The following is a 22,024-nucleotide window of genomic DNA, read 5'->3' as shown; positions in this document are numbered from 1 at the left end:
GGGGTCAGTATTCGGGCTCGGGCAGGCTGGCGAGGATATGCCGGTAGCTGGCCATGCGCTGCGGCTGGATACGGCCTTCCTCGAGAGCCTTGAGCAGCGCGCAGCCGGGTTCGCGGTCGTGCTTGCAGTCGCGGAAGCGGCAGTGGCCGAGCAGCTCGCGGAACTCGATGAAGCCGGCCTCGACGTCGTCGCGGCTGACGTGGCCCAGGCCGAATTCGCGGATGCCGGGCGAGTCGATCAGCTGGCCGCCGCCGGGGAAGTGGAACAGCCGGGCCGTGGTGGTGGTGTGCATGCCCTTGCCGGTCAACTCGGAAAGGGCGCCGACGCGGGTGTCCACGCCGGGCAGCAGGCTGTTGACCAGCGACGACTTGCCCACCCCGGACTGGCCGACGAAGACGCTGACGTGGCCGTCCAGCGCCGTCTGCAGCGCCGGCATGCCGGCGCCCTGGCGGGCCGAGACCTCCAGCAGCGGGTAGCCGAGGCGCTGGTAGGTGGCGAGCAGGGCGTCGAGGTTGGCAGCGTTCTCCTCGCTCACCAGATCGGCCTTGTTCAGCAGCAGCAGCGGGCGAATGCCGGCATGTTCGGCGGCGATCAGGTAGCGGTCGATGAGGTTGGCGTGGGGTTCGGGCAGTGGGGCGAAGACGATGACGATCTGGTCGACGTTGGCCGCCACCGGCTTGAGCTGGCCGCGCATGTCCGGCCGGCACAGTTCGCTGCGCCGCGGCAGTTGCGCGACGATCACCCCGACGCCCTGGTTGCCGGCGCGCCAGACCACCCGGTCGCCGGTGACCAGGGCCGGCAGGTTGGCGCGCAGGTGGCAGCGGCAGATCTGTCCGGCCAGCTCGCCGTCCTCGGCCTCGACCTCCACCTGGACGCCGAAGTGGGCGATCACCAGGCCGTTCTGCTCCGGGCCCAGGTCGCCGCCCTCCAGTTCTTCCACGGCGCGCGACTCGCGCTTGGCGGCGCGGGCGGCGCGCTCCTCCTGGATCTTCTCGATGCGCCAGCTCTGGCGGCGGGTCAGTTGGCGTTTGGCCATGGCTCGGGGATTCGGTCGCGGGTGGCTGGGGGCGGCGAGTTTAGCACGGGCCGGGCCCTGCTAAACTGCGGCAAAGCCAAGGAGCCTAGTTATGCAGAACCCGCAGAATCTGATCTGGATCGACCTGGAAATGACCGGCCTGAATCCGGAACGGGACGTCATCATCGAGATGGCGATCATCGTCACCGACAGCGAGCTGAACGTGCTGGCCGAGGGGCCGGTGATCGCCGTGCACCAGAGTGAAGAGGCCCTCGCCGGCATGGATGAGTGGAACACCCGTCAGCATGGCCGTTCCGGCCTGACCCAGCGGGTCCGCGACAGCCGCATCGATACCGCGACGGCCGAGGCGCAGACCCTCGCCTTCCTCGAGCAATGGGTGCCCAAGGGCAAGTCGCCGATGTGCGGCAACAGCATCTGCCAGGATCGGCGCTTCCTCGCCCGCTACATGCCGGCCCTGGAAGCCTGGTTTCACTATCGCCATATCGATGTCTCGACCCTCAAGGAACTGGCCGGGCGCTGGGCGCCGCAGGTGCGCGACAGCTTCAAGAAGAGCGCCACCCACCTGGCGCTGGACGACATTCGCGAGTCCATCGCCGAACTGCGCCATTACCGCGAGCATTTCATCAAATATTGAGGCGATCAGGCCCGGCCATGCCGGCGCAGCGCCCAGAGCACATGCTCGCGCACCAGCGCCGAGGGATGCTCGCGGCGCGCCGCGAGCGCCTCGAGCACCGGAATGGTCGAGGGCGCGTTGCCCAAGCCGACCGCCAGGTTGCGCAGCCAGCGCTCGTAGCCGGCGCGGCGCAGCGGCGAGCCTTCGCTGCGGGCGAGGAATTCGGCCTCGCTCCACCGGAACAGTGTGGCCAGTTCGGCGTTGTCCAGGCCATGGCGCGGCTGGAAGTCGCCTTCCGCGGTGGGCCGGGCGAAGCGGTTCCAGGGGCAGACCAGCTGGCAATCGTCGCAGCCGAACACCCGGTTGCCGACCAGCGGACGTAGTTCCACCGGGATCGGCCCCTTCAGCTCGATGGTCAGATAGGAGATGCAGCGCCGTGCGTCGAGCTGCCTGGGGCCGACGAAGGCGCCGGTCGGGCAGCTGTCCAGGCAGGCCGAGCAGCGCCCGCAATGTTCGCCGGCGTGCGCTTCGTCCGTGGGCAGGGGCAGATCGACGTACAGCTCGCCGAGGAAGAACCAGCTGCCGGCCTTCTTGTTGAGCAGCAGGGTGTTCTTGCCGATCCAGCCGAGCCCGGCCTGCTCGGCGAGGGCCTTCTCCAGCACCGGGGCGCTGTCGACGAAGGCGCGGTAGCCGAACGGGCCGATCTCGCCCAGGATGCGTTCGGCCAGCTGCTGTAGGCGCTTGCGGATCAGCTTGTGGTAATCGCGGCCGAGGGCGTAGCGGGACAGGTAGGCCTGCTCCGGCGCGGCGAGGCGCTCGGCCATCCGCGTGTCGCCCGGCAGGTAGTCCATGCGCAGCGAGATCACCCGCAGGGTGCCGGGTACCAGTTCGGCCGGGCGCGAGCGCTTGTCGCCGTGGGCGGCCATGTAGTCCATCTCGCCCTGGTAGCCGGCGGCCAGCCAACGCTGCAGATGGGTCGCATGCTCGCCCAGCTCGATGCCGGCGATACCGACCTGCTGGAAGCCCAGCTCGCGGCCCCAGTCCTTGATCGACTGGGCGAGGCGGGCGGGATCGGGAGGAGTGGCGGACATGCTGAAGAAAACCTGTATTCGATGCGATAATTCTGCCAGACCTCGGAGCCGATCGACGCATGCCAGACATCCAGGAAGATTTGCCGCTTTCCCTTTACAGCGCCGCTCAGGTGCGTGACCTCGACGCGCGGCTGATCGCCGCCGGCACACTCGGCTTCGAACTGATGCAACGCGCCGCCCATGCCGCCTGGCGGGCCCTGCGTCGGCGCTGGCCGCAGGCCGGTGCCGTGACGGTGCTGGCCGGGCGTGGCAACAATGCCGGCGATGGCTACCTGATCGCCGCGCTGGCACAGCGTGCCGGCTGGCGCGTGCGGGTGCTGGCGGTGAGCGATCCGCAGCAGTTGCAGGGCGACGCGGCGCTGGCCTGGGACGAGGCGCGGCAGGCGGGAGTGACGATCGGGTCCTGGAGCGAATGCGCGCCGCTGGACGGCGTGCTCGTCGATGCCCTGCTCGGTACCGGTCTCGGTGGCGCGGTACGCGAACCCTACGCCCAGGCGATCCGCCAGATCAATGCCAGCGGTCTGCCGGTGCTGGCGGTGGACATTCCTTCCGGACTTAGCGCCGATACCGGCTGCGCATTGGGCGTGGCGGTGCGCGCCGAGCTGACGGTGACCTTCATCGGCCTCAAGATCGGGCTGTTCACTGGCGAGGCGTCGGATCATGTCGGCGCGCTGGTGTTCGCCGATCTGGCGGCCGACCCGCAGATCGTCGCTACGCACCCGGCCATGGCCCGGCGGCTGGCGGCCGGTAGTCTGGCGCGCCTGGCGCCACGCCCGCGCACTGCGCACAAGGGCCATTTCGGCCATGTGCTGGTGGTCGGCGGCGACCTCGGTCTCGGCGGGGCGGCGCTGCTCAGTGCGGAAAGCGCCCTGCGCGCCGGCGCGGGACTGGTCAGTCTGGCGACCCGCGGTGCGCACGTGACGGCGGCGCTGGCACGGCGTCCGGAGCTGATGAGCCGCGGCGTCGACTCGGCCAACCAGGCGCTGGCGCTGATGACTCGCGCCGATGTGCTGGTGGTCGGCCCGGGCCTCGGCCAGGAGGCCTGGGGGCGCAGCCTGCTGTCGGCGGCGGCCGGTCTCGCCCAGCCGCAGGTATGGGACGCCGATGCGCTGAACCTGCTCGCTGCCGGCGCACTGGGCGCACCGGCGAAGGCCGTGCTGACGCCTCATCCCGGCGAGGCCGCGCGCCTTTTGGGCTGCGCTATCGGGACGGTGCAGGCCGACCGGCCGGCGGCAGCCCTCGCCCTGGCACGGCGCTATGGCGCGGCGGTCGTTCTCAAGGGCGCCGGCAGTCTGGTGGCCGACCCCGAAGGGCGCCTGGCGCTGTGCGACCACGGCCATCCGGCGATGGCCGGGGCGGGGCTCGGCGATGTCCTGGCCGGGCTGGTCGGTGCCTTGCTGGCCCAGGGCTTGGCCCCCTTCGAGGCCGCCTGTCTGGCGGTCTGGCTGCATGCCCGGGCCGGCGAACGGCTGGCGCCGATGGGCCGCGGGCTGCTGGCCAGCGATCTGTTCGCGCCGATCCGCCAGTTGCTGGAGGAGCATTCGCCGTGCCTGAGCTGAGCCTTTTCGCCGCCGACGAGGCGGCCCAACTGGCCCTGGGTGAACGCCTCGGCGCGCTCTCCCAGGGCTGCGGAACGATCTTCCTGCACGGCGATCTTGGTGCCGGCAAGACCACCCTGTCGCGCGGCATCCTGCGCGGTCTGGGGCATGCCGGGGCGGTGAAGAGCCCGACCTTCACCCTGGTCGAACCCTACCGGATCGGCGAGCGGCAGGCTTATCACTTCGACCTGTATCGCCTGAGTGATCCGGAAGAGCTTGAATTTCTTGGCATCCGTGACTATTTCGAGGGTGACGCGCTGTGCCTGGTCGAGTGGCCGCAGCGCGGCTCGGGCTTTTTGCCGAGGCCGGACCTTGACATTACCATTACCCAGCAAGCGGGAGGCCGCGTCTTGCGCCTGTCGCCCCATGGCGCTCGGGCGAAGCCTGGTGCGCCTCTCTGGCTCAGGAGAACTAGAAGACTATGTGGGCTATTCCCATGCGTGCCTGGGCCGTCGGCGTCGGCCTTTTGCTCGCCGCCTTGGGCGTCGATGCCTGGGCCGCCGCGGAAGTGCGCGGCGTGCGCCTGTGGCGTGCGCCGGACAATACCCGTCTGGTATTCGATCTGACTGGCCAGGTGCAGCACAGTGTGTTCACCCTGACCGCGCCGCACCGGATCGTCATCGACGTCAACGGCGCCCAGCTGCGCACCCAGCTGGACAAGCTCGCCCTCGGCAATACCCCGATCAGCGGCCTGCGCGCGGCACAGCGGACCCCGAACGATCTGCGCCTGGTCCTCGACCTATCCAAGTCGGTGGTGCCCAAGAGCTTCACCCTCGCTCCCAATCAGCAGTACGGCCATCGTCTGGTGCTCGATCTCTACGATCAGGAGCCGGAGCCGAGCGTGGCGCCCGAGCTGCCGCCGACGCGCGTCGCAACCACCAAGCCGGTGCCCGTGCCAGTACCTGTGCCGGTTCCGGTGGTGACGCCGACCAAGCCGACAGCCAAGGCGACTGCGCCTTTGTCCAGGGGGCGGCGCGACATCGTGATCGCCATCGATGCCGGCCACGGCGGCGAGGATCCGGGGCCATCGGTCCGGAAGGTGCACAGGAGAAGCACGTGGTCCTGGCCATCGCGCGCGAGCTGCAGCAGCAGATCAACGCCGAGAAGGGCTTTCGCGCCGAGCTGGTGCGCACCGGCGACTACTTCATTCCGCTGCGCCGGCGCACCGAGATCGCCCGCAAGAAGGGCGCCGACCTGTTCGTCTCCATCCATGCCGACGCCGCGCCGCGCTCGTCGGCTTTCGGTGCCTCGGTCTATGCCCTGTCCGATCGCGGCGCGACTTCGGAGACGGCACGCTGGCTGGCCGACAGCGAGAACCGCTCGGATCTGATCGGCGGCGCCGGCAGCGTCAGCCTGGAGGACAAGGACCGCATGCTCGCCGGCGTGCTGCTCGACCTGTCGATGACCGCCTCGCTGTCCTCCAGCCTGAACGTCGGGCAGAAGGTGCTGAGCAACATGGGGCGGATCACCCCGCTGCACAAGGAGCGGGTCGAGCAGGCCGGCTTCATGGTGCTGAAGTCGCCGGACATCCCGTCGATCCTGGTGGAGACTGGGTTCATCTCCAATCCCGGCGAGTCCGACAAGCTGCAGACCCGCAGTCACCAGCAGGCGCTGGCGCGCTCCATCCATGGCGGGGTGCGGCAGTTCTTCCACCAGAATCCGCCGCCGGGCACCTACATCGCCTGGCTGCGCGATTCCGGAAAGATCGCCCAGGGGCGGCAAGAGCATGTGGTCAGCTCCGGCGAAACCCTGGCGCTGATCGCCGAGCGCTATCAGGTCGGCACGGCGGCGCTGCGTAGCGCCAACCGGCTGAAGAGCGACGAGCTGAAGGTCGGCCAGGTCCTCGACATCCCGGCCGCCACCCTGGCCGCCCAGCCATGAGCGGCCCGGCGCGCATCCAGCTGCTGAGTCCGCGGCTGGCCAACCAGATCGCCGCCGGCGAGGTGGTCGAGCGCCCCGCCTCGGTGGCCAAGGAGTTGCTGGAGAACAGTCTGGACGCCGGCGCCCGGCGCATCGACATCGAGGTGGAGCAGGGCGGCGTCAAGCTGCTGCGGATACGCGATGACGGCTGCGGCATCGCCGCCGACGACTTGCCACTGGCCCTGGCCCGCCATGCCACCAGCAAGATCCGCGATCTGGAGGATCTCGAGCGGGTAACGAGCCTGGGCTTTCGCGGCGAGGCGCTGGCCTCGATCGGCTCGGTGGCGCGTCTGACCCTGACCTCACGTACCGCCGATGCCGGGCAGGCCTGGCAAGTGGAAACCGAGGGGCGCGACATGGAGGCGCGGGTACAGCCGGCGGCACATCCGGTCGGCACCTCGGTGGAGGTGCGCGACCTGTTCTTCAATACGCCGGCGCGGCGCAAGTTTCTGCGCGCGGAGAAGACCGAGTTCGAGCATCTGCAGGAGGTCATCAGGCGCCTGGCCCTGGCGCGCTTCGACGTGGCTTTTCACCTGCGCCACAACGGCCGCAGCGCGCTGACCCTGCACGAGGCCGGCGACGAAGTGGCTCGCGCGCGGCGGGTGGCGGCAGTCTGCGGGCCGGCCTTCCTGGAGCAGGCGCTGCCCATTGAGGTCGAGCGGGGCGGCTTGCGCCTGTGGGGCTGGGTCGGCCTGCCGACCTTCTCGCGCAGCCAGGCCGACCTGCAGTACTTCTACGTCAACGGGCGCATGGTGCGCGACAAGCTGGTTGCCCATGCGGTGCGTCAGGCCTATCGCGACGTGCTGTTCAACGGCCGGCATCCGACCTTCGTGCTGTTTCTCGAAATCGATCCGGCGGTGGTGGACGTCAACGTGCACCCGACCAAGCACGAAGTGCGTTTTCGCGACAGCCGCATTGTCCACGATTTCCTTTATGGCACCCTGCATCATGCGCTGGGCGAGGTGCGGCCCGAGGACCGTCTGGCGGCGCCTGCGGCCGTAACACCATCGACGCCGCCGGCCGGACCGGCCGCTGGCGAGTTCCGCGGGCAGGGTGAAATACCGCTGTTCGAGCGTCTGGCGAAACGGGAGTCCGAAAGGCCGGCCGCCTGGACGGGAGCGGGCGCCGGCTATCAGGCGCCTTCGCCGCGGCCGGCAGGGCGCTCCGCCGAGTCCGCGGGTGTCTATCGAGAGTTTTTCGCGCCACTGACCGAGTCCGGAGGCGAGCCCGCGACTCCGCCAGAGGGGGCGGCACTCCGCTGAGCGGTATTCCGCCGCTCGGCTATGCCCTGGCCCAGCTCAAGGGCATCTACATCCTCGCCGAGAATGTCCACGGCCTGGTGCTGGTGGACATGCACGCGGCCCACGAGCGGATCACGTACGAACGGCTGAAGGTCGCCATGGCTAGCGAGGGTTTGCGCGGCCAGCCGCTACTGGTGCCGGAAAGCCTGGCCCTCAGCCAGCGCGAGGCGGACTGCGTCGAGGAGCATGCTGAGTGGTTCCAGCGGCTGGGCTTCGAACTGCAGCGCCTCGGGCCGGAGACTCTGGCGATCCGCCAGACGCCGGCATTGCTTCGCCAGGCCGAAGCGGGCCAGCTGGTGCGCGATGTGCTGGCCGATCTTTTGGAGTACGGGAGCAGCGATCGCATCCAGGCCCACCTCAACGAGTTGCTGGCGACCATGGCTTGCCATGGTGCGGTGCGCGCCAGCCGGCGCCTGACCCTGCCGGAGATGAATGCCTTGCTGCGCGACATGGAGCAGACCGAGCGTAGCGGACAGTGCAACCACGGGCGGCCGACCTGGACCCAACTGGGCATGGACGAGCTGGACAAGCTGTTCCTGCGCGGCCGCTAGCCGAGGGGCGGGGCCGCTTGCAGCCTGCCACCCGGCGCCTGAAACTATGTCCCCCCTTTCGCACTTGTGCCGAGTTTGCTGATGTCCCGTCTGCCTCCCGCTATCTTCCTCATGGGACCGACCGCCTCCGGCAAGACCGATCTGGCGCTGGAGCTGGCGCGGGTCCTGCCGTGCGAGCTGATCAGTGTCGACTCGGCGCTGGTCTACCGCGGAATGGACATCGGCACGGCCAAGCCCTCGAAAGCGCTGCTGGCGGAGTTTCCCCATCGCCTCATCGATATTCGCGATCCGGCGCAAAGCTACTCCGCGGCTGAATTTCGCGCCGATGCCTTGGCGGCCATGGCGGAGATCAGCGCCCGGGGGCGCATCCCGCTGCTGGTGGGGGGCACCATGCTCTATTACAAGGCCTTGCTGGAGGGGTTGGCAGACATGCCCGGTGCCGATCCGGCGCTGCGCACGGAGCTGGAGGCGCGGGGTGCGGCGGAAGGCTGGCCGGCCCTGCACAGGGAGCTGGCGGCGGTCGATCCGGAGTCGGCGGCGCGCATCCACCCCAACGACCCCCAGCGTCTGGTGCGGGCCTTGGAGGTCTATCGGGTCAGTGGCCTGTCGATGACCGCCCATCGGTTGCGTCAGGTCGCGCAAAATCCTTTATCCGGCAACTCGGTGGCCGGGCATTTGCCTTATACTGTCGCCCATCTGGCAATGGCGCCTGCGCAGCGACAGATTCTGCACGAGCGGATCGCCCGGCGATTTCACTTGATGCTGGAGCAGGGGTTCGTCGACGAAGTCGAGGCCTTGCGGCGGCGTGGCGATCTGCACGAGGGCCTGCCCTCCATGCGGGCAGTCGGCTACCGGCAGGTGTGGGAGCATCTGGATGGCCGGTTGACGCAGGAGCAGATGGTCGAGCGCGGCATCATCGCCACACGCCAGCTAGCCAAGCGGCAATTCACCTGGTTGCGCAGCTGGACCGACCTCCACTGGTTGGACAGCCTGGGGGACGACAATCTTCAACGCACCTTGAAATACCTCGAGGCGGCCGCCATATTGGCCTGAACTTCATTCCTTGCTGCCGTTTTGGGTTTTCCATGGGGGCGGCCTGTCATTTTTCTTCGATTTCCAAACCATCCTGAAAGGAGAGCTCCACATGTCAAAAGGGCATTCGCTACAAGACCCTTACCTTAATACGCTGCGCAAAGAGCGCGTTCCGGTTTCCATCTATCTGGTCAACGGCATCAAGCTGCAGGGCCAGATCGAATCCTTCGACCAGTTCGTGATTCTGCTGAAGAACACGGTCAGCCAGATGGTCTACAAGCACGCGATTTCCACCGTGGTGCCGAGCCGCCCCGTGCGTCTGCCCACCGCGGGCGAGGGTGAGCAGCCCGAGCCTGGCAACGCCTGATAGGAGCACGCCTTGTTCTTTGAGCGCCCTGGTGGTGGAGAGCGGGCCATTCTGGTTCATCTGGAGGGGCAGGATCCCGAGGCGCGTGAGGATCCGCAGGAGTTTCAGGAGCTTGCCCGCTCGGCAGGTGCCGATGTGGTGGCGTTTGTCGGTGTGGCGCGCCACCAGCCGAGTGCCAAGTACCTGATCGGCACCGGCAAGGTCGAGGAACTGCACGCTCTGGTCCGGACCGAGCAGGCCGAGCTGGTGATCTTCAATCACATCCTGACCCCAGCCAGGAGCGCAATCTGGAGCGCGCCTTCGAGTGCCGGGTGCTCGATCGGACGGGCCTGATTCTGGATATCTTCGCCCAGCGCGCTCGGACCCACGAGGGCAAGTTGCAGGTCGAGCTGGCCCAACTGGAGCACATGAGCACGCGGCTAGTCCGCGGCTGGACTCACCTGGAGCGGCAGAAGGGTGGTATCGGCCTGCGTGGTCCCGGCGAAACCCAGTTGGAAACCGACCGGCGCCTGCTGCGAGTGCGCATCCGGCAGATCCGCCAACGCCTAGAAAAGGTACGCAGCCAGCGCGAACAGGCGCGGCGCGGTCGCCAGCGTGCGGAGATTCCCCTGGTTTCCCTAGTCGGCTACACCAATGCCGGCAAATCCACCCTATTCAACGCCCTGACGGCTTCCGAGGTTTATGCGGCCAACCAGTTGTTCGCTACCCTCGATCCAACCCTGCGCCGCCTCGAACTGGATGACCTGGGGGCGTTGGTGCTGGCCGATACCGTAGGATTCATCCGTCATCTGCCGCACAAGCTGGTCGAGGCATTTCGCGCTACGCTGGAGGAGTCGAGCAATTCCGACCTGCTGCTGCATGTGGTCGATGCCCATGAGCCCGAGCGCATGGCGCAGATCGAGCAGGTCATGGCTGTGCTGGGGGAGATCGGCGCCGATAGCCTGCCGATTCTCGAGGTATACAACAAGCTGGACCTGTTTGACGGCATGGAGCCGCAGATCCAGCGCGATGCCGGCGGCAAGCCGCAGCGGGTCTGGGTTTCGGCCCGCGATGGTCGTGGCCTGGATCTGTTGCGCCAGGCCATCGCCGAGCTGTTGGGGGATGATCTGTTCATCGGAACCCTGCGCCTACCACAGGGGCTGGGTCGGCTACGCGCGCAATTCTTCGCGCTTGGGGCGGTGCGCAGCGAAACGCATGACGAGGAGGGGGAAAGCCTGCTGGCAGTGCGTTTGCCGCGGATCGAGCTGAATCGTCTGGTCAGTCGAGAGGGGCTGCGACCGGACGAATTCATCGCGCAACATACTTTGCAATGAAAGCGCGGCCGGCGATTTTGCCGCTGGAAGCGGGCAATTGGTTAGCATGGGGCGGCGTGCCGTAGGTGCGTCTGTGTTTTTCGGATGGAGAGCGCTATGGCTTGGAATGAGCCGGGTGGCAATTCTAACAATCAGGATCCCTGGGGGGGCGTCGTGGAGGTGACCGAAAGGGGCCGCCGGACCTCGACGAGGCGTTCCGCAAGTTGCAGGAAAGCCTGAACGGCATGCTGGGCGGCAAACGGCGCGGTAGCGACGGGCGGGAGGCAGGGGCGGCAGTTTCGGTCTGTTCGGCATCGCCTTGGCAGTGCTGGCGGCGTTCTGGCTGTACAGCGCAATCTACGTGCTGGACGAGCAGGAACAGGCAGTGGTGCTGCGTTTCGGCAAGTACCACGAGACTGTCGGGCCGGGCCTGAATATCTATTTCCCGCCGATTGATCGCAAGTACGTGGAAAATGTCACTCGCGAGCGGGCCTATAGTAAGCAGGGGCAGATGCTTACCGAAGACGAGAACATCGTCGAAGTACCGCTCACTGTGCAGTACAAGATCGGTAATCTGAAGGATTTTGTGCTGAATGTGGATCAGCCAGAGGTCAGTCTGCAGCATGCTACGGAAAGCGCGCTGCGCCATGTGGTGGGCTCTACCGAAATGGATCAGGTGCTGACCGAAGGGCGCGAGCTGCTGGCGAGCGAAGTCCGGGAGCGTTTGCAGCGTTTTCTGGATACCTACCGAACAGGCATTGTCGTGAGTCAGGTGAACGTGCAGAACGCCCAGGCGCCACGTGAGGTCCAGGAAGCGTTCGATGACGTGATCCGGGCGCGCGAGGACGAGCAGCGCGAGCGTAACCAGGCGGAAGCCTATGCCAATGGCATGATTCCCGAGGCGCGCGGCCAAGCCCAGCGAATCATCGAAGATGCCAACGGTTATCGCGAGGAGGTTGTGGCTCGCGCCCAGGGCGAGGCGCAGCGTTTCGGCAAGCTGGTGGAGGAGTATCGCAAGGCTCCTGAAGTGATGCGTCAACGCCTGTATCTGGAAACCATGCAGGAAGTGCTGAGCAACAGTAGCAAGGTCTTGGTCGCTACCGAGGGTGGACAGAACAATCTGCTCTACCTACCGCTCGACAAGATGCTCGAGGGACGCGCCGGCAATGCTCCGGCCAGTTTGCCGACGCCTGCCGCGACGGGCGCTGCCGACACGGGCTCGCAAGTCGTCAATGATCTGCAGCAGCGAGACCTGCGTTCAAGGGAGAGGCGTTGATGAGCAACAAGTCCGTGGTTGCCCTGGTCGTCGGAGTGGTTCTGGCAATCGTCGTCTGGAACAGCTTCTACATCGTGGCGCAAACTGAAAAGGCCGTCCTGTTACGGTTCGGCCGCATCGTCGAGACCGATGTCCAGCCTGGGTTGCACGTGAAGATTCCATACGTCAACAAGGTGCGCAAGTTCGATGCCCGCCTGTTGACGCTTGATTCGCCGACTCAGCGCTTCCTCACCCTGGAAAAGAAGGCAGTAATGGTCGATGCCTATGCCAAGTGGCGGGTGGCGGATGCCGAGCGCTTCTATACCGCGACTTCCGGCCTCAAGCAGGTTGCCGACGAGCGTCTGCTGCGTCGTCTCGAGTCCGGGCTGCGCGACCAGTTCGGCAAGCGTACCCTGCATGAGGTGGTTTCCGGCGAGCGCGATGCGCTAATGGCGGATATCACCCAGATGCTTGATCGGCTGGCACGCAAGGAGCTGGGAATCGAGGTGATCGATGTGCGGGTGAAGGCCATCGATTTGCCGAAAGAGGTCAATCGCAGCGTATTCGAGCGCATGAGCACCGAGCGCGAGCGTGAGGCCCGCGAGCACCGCGCCAAGGGCAAGGAGCTGGCCGAGGGGATTCGCGCCGATGCTGATCGTCAGCGCCGGGTGTTGCTGGCCGAGGCCTATCGCGAAGCAGAGGAGGTTCGTGGTGAGGGTGATGCGCGGGCTGCCGATATCTATGCCCAGGCTTATCGACAGGACCAAGAGTTCTACGCCTTCTATCGTAGCCTGCAGGCCTATCGCAGCAGTTTCGCCGACAAGAAGGATGTACTGATCTTGGATCCGAAGAGCGAGTTCTTCCGTTATCTAGAGCAGATCAAGCCATGATGCGGGCCCGACGGGACCACAAGCCCCGTCGGGATGTTCTGAGTTAAAAACGTGTTATGATGAGCCAGCCGGGAAAAACCCGGCTTTTTTGCGTCCGTGGGAATCATGTGGCAGGAATTGGCAATTGCCTTGTGTCTGATGCTGGTGCTTGAGGGCATCCTGCCATTTCTCAATCCGCGACGCTGGCGTAGGGCGGTCATGCAGGCAGCGCAACTGTCAGATCGCCAGCTGCGTCTCACTGGGTTGGCCGGCATGCTGCTGGGAACCGCCCTCCTTTATTTGCTTAATTAAGAAGGCTTGCCGCCCGGATCGAGAGAGGAAAGGCGTAATGGCAACGGTAGACCGCTGGCTGCTGCCGGATGGCATCGAGGAAGTCCTGCCGCCGGAGGCGGCCCGTATCGAGGTGGTGCGTCGCCAGATGCTGGATCTATTTCAGCGCTGGGGCTACGAATTTGTCGTCACCCCCACATTGAATTCCTGGAGTCCCTATTGACTGGCGCTGGTCAGGATCTGGATCTGCGCACCCTCAAGGTAACGGACCCGTTATCCGGCCGTCTGATCGGCTTTCGTGCCGACATCACTCCGCAGGTCGCCCGTATCGATGCGCATACCCTGCGTCGCGAGGGCCCTAGCCGGCTTTGTTATGCTGGCAGTGTGCTGCATGCGAAGCCGCGCACTTTGTCCACTTCGCGCAGCCCTATTCAGTTGGGGGCAGAGCTCTATGGGGATGCCAGTCCGGCCAGTGATGTAGAGGTTATTAGTTTGATGCTGGAGGTGCTTGAGCAGGCCGTGGTGCCGGACGTGCACATGGATCTTGGGCATGTAGGCATCTACCGGGGGCTGGCTCGGGCCTCGGGGCTTTCCGGCGACGTCGAGCAGCAGCTGTTCGATGCCTTGCAGCGCAAGGCTATTGACGAGGTGGAAGCCCTGACCGTCGCGCTGCCCGAGGCTCAGGCCTCGATGTTGTGCGCCTTGGCCGAGCTTTGTGGTGGTCGCGAAGTGCTCGATTTGGCGCAGGCTTGTCTGGTCGATGCGCCTGCCGAAGTACATGCGGCCTTGGATGAGTTGATCGCCATTGCCGACACTCTGAGTCTGCGTTATCCGGAGCTGCCGCTTTATTTCGATCTGAGCGAGCTGCGCGGTTATCACTACCACACTGGCGTGGTATTCGCCGCCTTCGTGCCGGGAGTTGGTCAGTCGATCGCCCAGGGGGGCGTTACGACGATATCGGCGCCGATTTCGGGCGTGCCCGTCCGGCAACCGGTTTTTCTACCGACCTGAAGACCCTGGTGACCTTGGGGCAACTGGAGCCGGCCGAGCCGGTGGTCGGCATCTGGGCTCCGGACAGTCACGATGTCTATCTTTGGCAGATGGTGCAGCGCTTGCGACGTCAGGGCGAGCGGGTGGTCCAGGCCTTACCGGGCCAGCAGGTTGTCGATGCTCCAAGTTGCGGCTGTGATCGGCAGTTGCTACTGAGCGATGGTCAGTGGCGGGTGCTGCCGCTGGCATCCTGAGTTTCTTCAGCCGGTCCATGGGCCGGCTTCAGTTTTTCCGAAGAGGACAAGCGTTATGGGTAAGAATGTCGTGGTCCTGGGCACCCAGTGGGGCGATGAGGGCAAGGGCAAGATCGTCGACCTGCTGACCGATCAGGCGGCGGCCGTTGTACGTTATCAGGGCGGCCACAATGCTGGTCACACTCTGGTCATCGATGGCGAGAAGACCGTGCTGCATCTGATCCCGTCCGGGATTCTGCGCGACAATGTAGAGTGCCTGATCGGTAACGGGGTGGTCGTAGCACCGGATGCGTTGCTGCGCGAGATCGCCAAATTGGAAGAGAAGGGTGTACCGGTACGTCAACGCTTGCGCATTAGTCCGTCCTGCACGCTGATTTTGCCCTACCACGTGGCTCTGGACCAGGCGCGCGAGGCTGCCCGCTCCGAAGGCAAGATCGGCACTACCGGTCGCGGTATTGGCCCGGCCTACGAGGACAAGGTGGCGCGCCGCGGTCTGCGTATCGGGGACCTGTTCAATCCGGAGCGTTTCGCCAAGAAGCTACGGGAGCTGCTGGAATACCATAATTTTGTCCTGCAGAACTTCTACAAGGTCGAGCCGGTGGACTTCCAGAAGACGCTCGACGAGGCGCTGGGCTACGCCGAACTGCTTAAGCCGATGATCGCCGATGTGGCTGTGCGTCTGCACGAGCTGCGCAAGCAGGGGGCCGATATCATGTTCGAGGGGCCCAAGGCTCGCTGCTGGATATCGATCATGGTACTTACCCCTATGTGACCAGCTCCAGCACCACTGCCGGTGGCACTGCCACCGGTTCCGGCTTCGGCCCGCTGTATCTCGACTACATCCTCGGCATCACCAAGGCCTACACCACTCGTGTGGGGTCTGGGCCTTTTCCGACTGAGTTGTTCGATGATGTTGGCGCGCATCTGGCCAGCAAGGGGCATGAGTTTGGTTCCACCACTGGTCGTGCCCGTCGCTGCGGTTGGTTCGATGCAGTGATCCTGCGCCGTGCCATCGAGATCAACAGCATCTCCGGTCTGTGCCTGACCAAGCTGGATGTGTTGGACGGTCTGGAGGTCGTCAAGCTGTGCGTGGCCTATCGGAATGCCGAAGGGGGCATCATCGAGGCGCCGACCGATGCCGACAGCTATGTGGGGCTCGAGCCGGTGTACGAAGAAATGCCGGGCTGGAAGGAGTCGACCGTCGGCATCAAGAGCCTGAATGAGCTGCCGGCCAATGCTCTTGCTTATATCAAGCGTATCGAAGCGCTGGTCGGGGCGCCCATCGACATCATCTCTACCGGCCCGGATCGCAACGAAACCATTGTGCTGCGCCATCCGTTTGCTTGAGGCTGGATCGCTCGACTCGAGGGGCGCCTGCGGGCTGCCTCTCGTGTTGAGATTTGCCGTTGGAAGAGGTCGTAGCGAAAACGAAAAAACCGAGCCTTAGGCTCGGTTCTTTCGTTGATTAAGATGGTGCCCAGGAGAAGACTCGAACTTCCACGGTGTTGCCACCGCTAGGACCTGAACCTAGTGCGTCTACCAATTCCGCCACCTGGGCACATGCGACAACTAAGCGTCGACTTTTGCAGTTTTTATCGGTTTGGCCGACACGGAGCCTGCTGTCCGCTATAAAAGCCCGCTTCAGGGAAGCGTGCTTTTGAATATGGTGCCCAGGAGAAGACTCGAACTTCCACGGTGTTGCCACCGCTAGGACCTGAACCTAGTGCGTCTACCAATTCCGCCACCTGGGCACTGCATCTCGATGCTATCGCGTCGATTTCATGCTACAACGTCTGCAACGCTGTGGGCGCGAACTATACGGAGCAGGTTTTGGCTTGTAAACCCTTGCGGTGAAAAAAATTATTGTCGCCGTAAAGCTGACCGACAGATGGGTTTCGCGCTTCAATAAGCAGATGGCGAATACTTTAAATGGACACTATGAATAAGGTGACAACGCACTGATGGCCGATTGGCAAAGTCTCGATCCCGAGGCCGCCCGCGAGGCGGAAAAGTACGATAACCCCATTCCCAGCCGCGAACTGATTCTGCAGCGACTTGATGAGCGTGGTGCCCCGCTAGTCGTGAGGAGTTGGCCGAAGAGTTTGGCTTGCGCGAAGAAGAGCAGCTCGAGGCCCTGCGCCGGCGTCTGCGTGCTATGGAGCGCGATGGTCAGCTGATCCATACCCGTCGCGGCACCTATGCTCCGGTGGATAAGCTCGATCTGGTGCTCGGCCGGGTCAGCGGACATCGTGACGGCTTCGGCTTTCTGATTCCCGACGACGGCAGCGACGATCTCTTTCTCAGTCCGATGCAGATGCGCCTGCTATTTGATGGCGACCGCGCGCTGGCGCGGGTATCCGGCTTCGATCGGCGTGGGCGTCGCGAGGGGGCCATCGTCGAGGTGGTCTCGCGGGCCCACGAAACCGTCGTTGGTCGCTATTACGAAGAAAGCGGCATCGGTTTCGTCATTCCGGACAATCCGAAGATCCAGCAGGAGGTATTGGTTACCCCCGGTCGTACGGCCAATGCCGTGGTCGGCCAGTTCGTCGAAATTCGCATCACCCACTGGCCGACCCTGCGCTTCCAGCCGCAGGGCGACATCATCGAGGTGATCGGCAATTACATGGCGCCGGGCATAGAGATCGACGTCGCCCTGCGTAGCTACGAGATTCCCCATATCTGGCCGGAGGCCGTGCTCAAGGAGGCCCGCAAGCTCAAGCCCGACGTTGAGGAGAAGGACAAGCTCAAGCGTATCGACTTGCGCCATCTGCCCTTCGTCACCATCGACGGCGAGGATGCCCGCGACTTCGACGATGCGGTCTACTGCGAGAAGAGCCTTTTGGCTCCGTTTGCCGGTGGCTACCGCCTGTACGTGGCGATAGCCGACGTGTCCCACTACGTCAGGGTCGGTTCGGCACTGGACGAAGAGGCCAGTCGGCGCGGCAACTCGGTGTACTTCCCCGAGAGGGTGGTGCCAATGCTGCCGGAGGAGCTGTCCAACGGGCTCTGCTCGCTCAATCCGCAGGTCGACCGGCTGGCCATGGTCTGTGAGATGACCATTTCGCGCTCCGGCAAGATGACCGATTATCAGTTTTACGAGGCGGTCATCCATTCCCATGCTCGACTGACCTACAACCGGGTCAGCACAATGCTGGAGCAGCCCAAGAGCCCCGAAGGCAAGAGGCTGCGCAGCATCTATGCCGGGGTACTGCCACATCTCAAGCAGTTGCATTCGCTTTACAAGGTGCTGGTGAAAGCACGCCAGGTACGCGGCGCCATTGATTTCGAAACGCAGGAAACGCGCATCGTCTTCGGTTCCGGTCGCAAGATTGCGGAAATCCTGCCGACCGAGCGTAACGATGCGCACAAGCTGATTGAGGAGTGCATGCTCTGTGCCAACGTGGCGACCGCCGCTTTCTTGCAGAAGCACGAGCTGCCGGGGCTCTTCCGGGTGCACGATGGCCCGCCGGCGGAGCGTCTGGAGAAGCTCAAGGCCTTCCTGGGCGAGCTCGGCTTGAGTTTGCACCGTAGCAAGGACGGTCCCACACCGAAGGACTACCAGATGCTGCTGGAGTCGATCCAGGGACGGCCGGATTTCCACCTAATCCAGACAGTCATGCTGCGTTCGCTCAGCCAGGCGGTATACAGTGCCGAAAACCACGGCCACTTCGGCCTGAACTACGAGGCCTATACCCATTTCACTTCGCCGATTCGCCGCTATCCAGACCTACTGATACATCGCGCGATCCGCAGCGTGATCCGCTCCAAGCGCGAGACGCCTCATGTCCGCCGCGCAGGGGCAGCAAGCATGCCGCGGGCGCGTATCTATCCTTATGATGACGCCACTTTGGAGCAGCTCGGCCAAGCCTGCTCGATGACCGAGCGGCGGGCCGATGAGGCAACGCGTGATGTGGTCAACTGGCTGAAGTGCGAGTTCATGCAGGATCGCGTCGGTGAGCGTTTCGACGGGGTAATCACGGCAGTGACCGGCTTCGGTATTTTCGTCGAACTGAAGGACATCTATGTCGAGGGCTGGTGCATGTCACGGCCTTGCCGGGCGACTATTACCACTTCGATCCGGTTCACCATCGCCTCTCCGGAGAGCGCAGCGGGCGTGGCTTCCGCCTTGGCGATAGTGTCGCCGTGCGGGTCATGCGGGTCGATCTTGACGAGCGGCGAATCGACTTCGAGCTGGTCGAGGGGGAGCGCGGGCAATTGACCGGGCGCCGTCGGCGCGCTGCCGAACAGGAGGGGCTGGCTGACGAGGGGCGTGTGGCCAAGGAGCGTAGCAAGAGTGGCAAGGACAAGGTGCTTGCGCCGCTGGCCTCTGAGCTGCTGGCCCAGGCCGAGGCCATGCTCGGTAACACCGATGTGAAGAAGAGCAGGGAGACCAAGCAGGCGCTGTTGGCCGAGGCCAAGACTGCCAAGCCGGAGCGCCGGAAATCGACCAAGGGCTCCGCCGAAAAGAGCGGAAACGGCCGGCAGCATAAGCCGGCTGACAAGGGTTCCGCTCGAAAGGCCCGGAGCAAAGCCAAGACATGAGCGATCTGGAAAGAGTCTACGGCGTGCATGCCGTGGAGGCCCTGCTACGTCATCATCCTCGGCGAGTCAAGCAGCTTTGGCTGGCCGAGGGCCGCCAGGATCCGCGGGTGCAGGCGCTGCTCGACCTGGCCCGGCAGGCACGGGTACCGGTCGGCCAGCGCGAGCGCCGTGAGCTGGACGAGTGGGCCGAGGGTGTACACCAGGGCGTGGTCGCCGAGGTCAGTCCCAGCCAGGTGTGGGGCGAGGCGATGCTCGACGAACTGCTCGACCGTTGCGAGGGGCCGCCACTGTTGCTGGTTCTGGATGCCGTCACCGATCCGCACAATCTTGGCGCCTGCCTGCGTACCGCCGATGCAGCCGGCGTGCAGGCGGTGATCGTGCCCAAGGACAAGTCGGCCACCCTGAACGCCACGGTGCGCAAGGTTGCCTGTGGCGCCGCCGAGGTGGTTCCGCTGGTGGCGGTGACCAACCTGGCACGGACCCTGGAGAAGCTCCGCCAGCGCGGTCTATGGACGGTCGGTACCGCCGGTGAGGTCGAGCAGGAGCTTTACGAGCTGGATTTGCGCGGCCCGACCGTGTTGATCATGGGTGCCGAGGGCAAGGGCATGCGCCGACTGACTCGCGAGCACTGTGATTACCTGGTGCGTCTGCCGATGGCCGGCAGTGTCAGCAGTCTCAACGTTTCGGTTGCCACTGGTATCTGTCTCTTCGAGGCGGTGCGTCAGCGTCTTCTGCAATGACGGCAAGGCGCTCTGCGCCTTGCTTCCCTTCAGTCCCTTCTCTAGAATTGCGCCCCTTGTCTTTAGGCCGGGTACACAGTGCCCCGCTTCTGGCAAGTCCAACGAGAGTCATTCACTCCTTGCCTGACCGCACCGTGTCGGCAGGCTGCAACCCGTAAGGAGCATCCATGCGTCATTACGAAATCATTTTCCTGGTCCATCCGGATCAGAGCGAGCAGGTCGGTGGCATGGTGGAGCGTTACACCAAGCTGATCGAAGAAGATGGTGGCAAGATCCATCGTCTGGAAGACTGGGGCCGCCGCCAGCTGGCCTATGCCATCAACAACGTGCACAAGGCTCACTACGTGATGCTGAACGTCGAGTGCAGTGGCAAGGCCCTGGCCGAGCTGGAAGATAACTTCCGCTACAACGACGCCGTTATCCGCAACCTGGTCATCCGCCGCGACGAAGCCATCACTGGCCAGTCCGAGATGCTCAAGGCCGAGGAAAACCGTAGCGAGCGTCGCGAGCGTCGTGAGCGCCCCGAACACGGCGGCCACGAAGGTCACGACAGCGATAGCGACAGCGATAAAGCTGACGAGTAATCCACGGATCTATTGAGGAGCAACTCCCATGGCACGTTTCTTCCGTCGTCGCAAGTTCTGCCGTTTCACCGCCGAAGGCGTCAAAGAGATCGACTTCAAGGATCTCAACACCCTGAAGGCCTACATCTCCGAAACCGGCAAGATCGTTCCCAGCCGTATCACCGGTACTAAGGCTCGTTATCAGCGCCAGCTGGCCACCGCCATCAAGCGTGCCCGCTATCTGGCCCTGCTGCCCTACACCGACAGCCACGGCCGTTGATGGCGGGCCGTCGACACAGGTAAGGGATAGATCGCATGCGTGCCCTGGCCGAGTTCATCATGCGCGGTCGCATGCAGGCCGGCTTCGTGGTCGTCGGCTCTGCCGCCTTGCCGCTGCTGTTCTGGCTGAGTGCGGCGGCGGGCAGTTTAGTGCTTCTGCGCCGTGGCCTGAGCGACACCTTCGGTATCGTCGCCCTGGCCCTGCTTCCGGCAGCCGCCTGGTGGTATTTCGGCGAGCCGCGCACCCTGCTGCTGTTGCTCGGCACCTTTGGGCTGGCTCAGCTGCTGCGCAGCAGCGTGTCCTGGCGGCTGGTGCTGATAGGCAGCGTGCTGGTCGGCTTGGCCTATGCGCTGGTGCTGGGGGAGGTGTTTCGTGCCCCCATTGAAGCCATGGCCGGCGAGTTGCAGAAGCTCATGCCGCAGGTGCTCGAGTCGGCCAGTCCGCTCTCGGCGGACGAGCAGGCGCACCTGGGAGCCCTGCTGGTGCCGGTGCTGACCGGTCTGCTGGCGGCACTGCTGCAGATCGTCAGTCTGCTCGCCCTAGTGCTCGGTCGCTACTGGCAGAGCCTGCTGTACAACCCGGGCGGCTTCGCGGGCGAGTTTCGCACGCTACGCCTGCCTGGTCTGTGGGCACTCGCACTACTGGCCGGCATGCTGCTCGCCCCCAATCTGGGTGCGCAGATGGCCATGCTGACGCCGCTGTGCAGCGTGCCGCTGGTCTTCGCCGGCATAGCCCTGATACACGGGCTGGTGGCGCAGGGGCGGCTGGGGCGGTTCTGGCTGGTGGGGCTGTATGTGACGCTGCTGCTGTTCATGCAGCTGACCTATCCGTTGCTGATGGTCCTGGCCATCGTCGACAGTCTGATTGATTTTCGCGGTCGGCAGACGCCCAAGGGTGGCTCCGGAGCTGCGAACGGTGAAGGTTAAAAGTTAAGAGGTAAGACTCAAATGGAAGTCATCCTGCTGGAAAAGATCGCCAACCTGGGCAACCTGGGCGACAAGGTGAATGTAAAGGGCGGCTACGCGCGCAACTTCCTGCTGCCGCACGGCAAGGCCACCGCGGCCACTGCCGAAAACGTCGCGGCATTCGAAGCCCGTCGTGCCGAGCTGGAGCGTCTGGCTGCCGAGAAGCGGGCTTCTGCTGAAGAGCGCGCGGCTCAGCTGAACGAGCTGGAAATCACCATCACCGCCACCGCTGGTGATGAAGGCAAGCTGTTCGGTTCCATCGGCACCGCCGATATCGCCGATGCTCTGACCGCCGCCGGTCTGGACGTGGCGAAGAGCGAAGTGCGTCTGCCCAACGGCACTATTCGCCAGACCGGCGAGTACGACGTGGCTCTGCATCTGCACACCGACGTCGAGGCCAGCATCCGTCTGGTCGTGATCGGCGGCTAAACAGGCGCCATCTCGTCTGGCGGTCTGGCTGCCAGACGCCTAACA

Annotated in this window: 14 protein-coding genes, 2 tRNA genes and 8 pseudogenes; 20 read left to right on the top strand and 4 right to left on the bottom strand. The window is 64.6% G+C overall.

Annotated features, from left to right (window positions below; all coding sequences use genetic code 11):
- Nucleotides 1-4 precede the first annotated feature (4 nt).
- A complete protein-coding gene (gene rsgA / locus Atro_RS10135) occupies nt 5-1,036 on the bottom strand; it encodes a small ribosomal subunit biogenesis GTPase RsgA (RefSeq protein WP_497927477.1) in 1,032 nt (343 codons plus the stop codon).
- 91 nt (nt 1,037-1,127) lie between these two features.
- Here rsgA and orn point away from each other — a divergent pair, with 91 nt between their 5' ends.
- Nucleotides 1,128-1,670 carry an oligoribonuclease gene (gene orn, locus Atro_RS10130; protein ID WP_497927476.1) on the top strand — a complete coding sequence of 181 codons (543 nt, stop codon included), beginning with the start codon at nt 1,128-1,130 and terminating at the stop codon, nt 1,668-1,670.
- A gap of 5 nt (nt 1,671-1,675) precedes the next feature.
- Here orn and queG read toward each other — a convergent pair whose 3' ends face one another.
- Entirely contained in the window at nt 1,676-2,740 is a 1,065-nt protein-coding gene (gene queG / locus Atro_RS10125; RefSeq protein ID WP_497927475.1) for a tRNA epoxyqueuosine(34) reductase QueG, read from the bottom strand.
- Nucleotides 2,741-2,799: 59 nt separating this feature from the next.
- On the opposite strand from queG, the gene Atro_RS10120 reads away from it, so the two are divergent.
- The 13 genes and pseudogenes from Atro_RS10120 to Atro_RS10060 all read left to right on the top strand — a co-directional run bounded on the left by Atro_RS10120 (nt 2,800) and on the right by Atro_RS10060 (nt 15,807).
- Complete coding sequence (locus tag Atro_RS10120) at nt 2,800-4,299, top strand: NAD(P)H-hydrate dehydratase (protein WP_497927474.1); 1,500 nt, start codon at nt 2,800-2,802, stop codon at nt 4,297-4,299.
- Nucleotides 4,287-4,753: pseudogene (tsaE, locus tag Atro_RS10115) on the top strand (tRNA (adenosine(37)-N6)-threonylcarbamoyltransferase complex ATPase subunit type 1 TsaE). Before Atro_RS10120 ends, tsaE begins: the two are co-directional and overlap by 13 nt.
- 21 nt (nt 4,754-4,774) lie before the next feature.
- Nucleotides 4,775-6,219: pseudogene (locus Atro_RS10110) on the top strand (N-acetylmuramoyl-L-alanine amidase).
- A pseudogene (mutL, locus tag Atro_RS10105) lies at nt 6,216-8,110 on the top strand (DNA mismatch repair endonuclease MutL). The pseudogenes Atro_RS10110 and mutL overlap by 4 nt, the downstream one beginning before the upstream one ends.
- An 81-nt stretch (nt 8,111-8,191) precedes the next feature.
- Nucleotides 8,192-9,163 (top strand): tRNA (adenosine(37)-N6)-dimethylallyltransferase MiaA, encoded by a 972-nt coding sequence (gene miaA, locus Atro_RS10100; protein WP_497927473.1) that lies wholly within the window; start codon nt 8,192-8,194, stop codon nt 9,161-9,163.
- 91 nt (nt 9,164-9,254) lie between these two features.
- Nucleotides 9,255-9,509, top strand: coding sequence for an RNA chaperone Hfq (gene hfq, locus Atro_RS10095; RefSeq protein ID WP_090619822.1), 255 nt, complete (start codon nt 9,255-9,257; stop codon nt 9,507-9,509).
- 12 nt (nt 9,510-9,521) lie between these two features.
- Nucleotides 9,522-10,822, top strand: a pseudogene (gene hflX / locus Atro_RS10090) (ribosome rescue GTPase HflX).
- 84 nt (nt 10,823-10,906) lie between these two features.
- Nucleotides 10,907-11,235: pseudogene (locus Atro_RS10085) on the top strand (protease modulator HflK N-terminal domain-containing protein).
- Nucleotides 11,127-12,077 (top strand): FtsH protease activity modulator HflK, encoded by a 951-nt coding sequence (gene hflK, locus Atro_RS10080; RefSeq protein WP_497927660.1) that lies wholly within the window; start codon nt 11,127-11,129, stop codon nt 12,075-12,077. The pseudogene Atro_RS10085 and the gene hflK overlap by 109 nt, the downstream one beginning before the upstream one ends.
- On the top strand, nt 12,077-12,946 hold the full coding sequence (gene hflC, locus Atro_RS10075) for a protease modulator HflC (RefSeq protein WP_497927472.1): 870 nt from the start codon (nt 12,077-12,079) through the stop codon (nt 12,944-12,946). Before hflK ends, hflC begins: the two co-directional genes overlap by 1 nt.
- A gap of 105 nt (nt 12,947-13,051) precedes the next feature.
- Nucleotides 13,052-13,237, top strand: coding sequence for a DUF2065 domain-containing protein (locus Atro_RS10070; RefSeq protein WP_497927471.1), 186 nt, complete (start codon nt 13,052-13,054; stop codon nt 13,235-13,237).
- 37 nt (nt 13,238-13,274) lie between these two features.
- Nucleotides 13,275-14,460, top strand: a pseudogene (locus tag Atro_RS10065) (ATP phosphoribosyltransferase regulatory subunit).
- Nucleotides 14,461-14,515: 55 nt separating this feature from the next.
- Nucleotides 14,516-15,807: pseudogene (locus tag Atro_RS10060) on the top strand (adenylosuccinate synthase).
- A gap of 124 nt (nt 15,808-15,931) precedes the next feature.
- Here Atro_RS10060 and Atro_RS10055 read toward each other — a convergent pair.
- Both Atro_RS10055 and Atro_RS10050 read right to left on the bottom strand, forming a co-directional pair.
- Nucleotides 15,932-16,018: transfer RNA gene (locus tag Atro_RS10055), tRNA-Leu, on the bottom strand.
- 106 nt (nt 16,019-16,124) lie between these two features.
- Nucleotides 16,125-16,211: transfer RNA gene (locus Atro_RS10050), tRNA-Leu, on the bottom strand.
- A gap of 210 nt (nt 16,212-16,421) precedes the next feature.
- Between Atro_RS10050 and rnr the strand changes: the two are divergent.
- The 6 genes and pseudogenes from rnr to rplI all read left to right on the top strand — a co-directional run bounded on the left by rnr (nt 16,422) and on the right by rplI (nt 21,979).
- Nucleotides 16,422-19,002 (top strand): annotated as a pseudogene (gene rnr / locus Atro_RS10045) (ribonuclease R).
- Entirely contained in the window at nt 18,999-19,742 is a 744-nt protein-coding gene (gene rlmB, locus Atro_RS10040; protein WP_497927470.1) for a 23S rRNA (guanosine(2251)-2'-O)-methyltransferase RlmB, read from the top strand. Before rnr ends, rlmB begins: the two are co-directional and overlap by 4 nt.
- A gap of 167 nt (nt 19,743-19,909) precedes the next feature.
- Complete coding sequence (rpsF, locus tag Atro_RS10035) at nt 19,910-20,326, top strand: 30S ribosomal protein S6 (RefSeq protein WP_131298863.1); 417 nt, start codon at nt 19,910-19,912, stop codon at nt 20,324-20,326.
- A gap of 28 nt (nt 20,327-20,354) precedes the next feature.
- On the top strand, nt 20,355-20,585 hold the full coding sequence (gene rpsR / locus Atro_RS10030) for a 30S ribosomal protein S18 (protein WP_012699436.1): 231 nt from the start codon (nt 20,355-20,357) through the stop codon (nt 20,583-20,585).
- Between the two features lie 35 nt (nt 20,586-20,620).
- Nucleotides 20,621-21,511: a hypothetical protein gene (locus Atro_RS10025; RefSeq protein WP_497927469.1), complete on the top strand. Its 891-nt coding sequence runs from the start codon at nt 20,621-20,623 to the stop codon at nt 21,509-21,511.
- A 21-nt stretch (nt 21,512-21,532) separates the two neighbouring features.
- A complete protein-coding gene (gene rplI / locus Atro_RS10020; protein ID WP_497927468.1) occupies nt 21,533-21,979 on the top strand; it encodes a 50S ribosomal protein L9 in 447 nt (148 codons plus the stop codon).
- Nucleotides 21,980-22,024 lie beyond the last annotated feature (45 nt).

This window comes from Azotobacter tropicalis (assembly GCF_059739045.1).
The sequence above is the reverse complement of the archived record's forward strand: the minus strand, read 5'-3'. Positions and strand labels throughout refer to the sequence as shown.

Bases quoted from the DNA above. Each gene is read 5' to 3' on its own strand.
- Atro_RS10025 (WP_497927469.1), top strand. From the start codon at position 20,621: ATGCGTGCCCTGGCCGAGTTCATCATGCGCGGTCGCATGCAGGCCGGC.
- rplI (WP_497927468.1), top strand. From the start codon at position 21,533: ATGGAAGTCATCCTGCTGGAAAAGATCGCCAACCTGGGCAACCTGGGC.
- queG (WP_497927475.1), bottom strand. From the start codon at position 2,740: ATGTCCGCCACTCCTCCCGATCCCGCCCGCCTCGCCCAGTCGATCAAG.
- Atro_RS10120 (WP_497927474.1), top strand. From the start codon at position 2,800: ATGCCAGACATCCAGGAAGATTTGCCGCTTTCCCTTTACAGCGCCGCT.
- rpsF (WP_131298863.1), top strand. From the start codon at position 19,910: ATGCGTCATTACGAAATCATTTTCCTGGTCCATCCGGATCAGAGCGAG.
- rlmB (WP_497927470.1), top strand. From the start codon at position 18,999: ATGAGCGATCTGGAAAGAGTCTACGGCGTGCATGCCGTGGAGGCCCTG.
- rpsR (WP_012699436.1), top strand. From the start codon at position 20,355: ATGGCACGTTTCTTCCGTCGTCGCAAGTTCTGCCGTTTCACCGCCGAA.
- Atro_RS10070 (WP_497927471.1), top strand. From the start codon at position 13,052: ATGTGGCAGGAATTGGCAATTGCCTTGTGTCTGATGCTGGTGCTTGAG.
- hfq (WP_090619822.1), top strand. From the start codon at position 9,255: ATGTCAAAAGGGCATTCGCTACAAGACCCTTACCTTAATACGCTGCGC.
- hflC (WP_497927472.1), top strand. From the start codon at position 12,077: ATGAGCAACAAGTCCGTGGTTGCCCTGGTCGTCGGAGTGGTTCTGGCA.
- miaA (WP_497927473.1), top strand. From the start codon at position 8,192: ATGTCCCGTCTGCCTCCCGCTATCTTCCTCATGGGACCGACCGCCTCC.
- orn (WP_497927476.1), top strand. From the start codon at position 1,128: ATGCAGAACCCGCAGAATCTGATCTGGATCGACCTGGAAATGACCGGC.
- rsgA (WP_497927477.1), bottom strand. From the start codon at position 1,036: ATGGCCAAACGCCAACTGACCCGCCGCCAGAGCTGGCGCATCGAGAAG.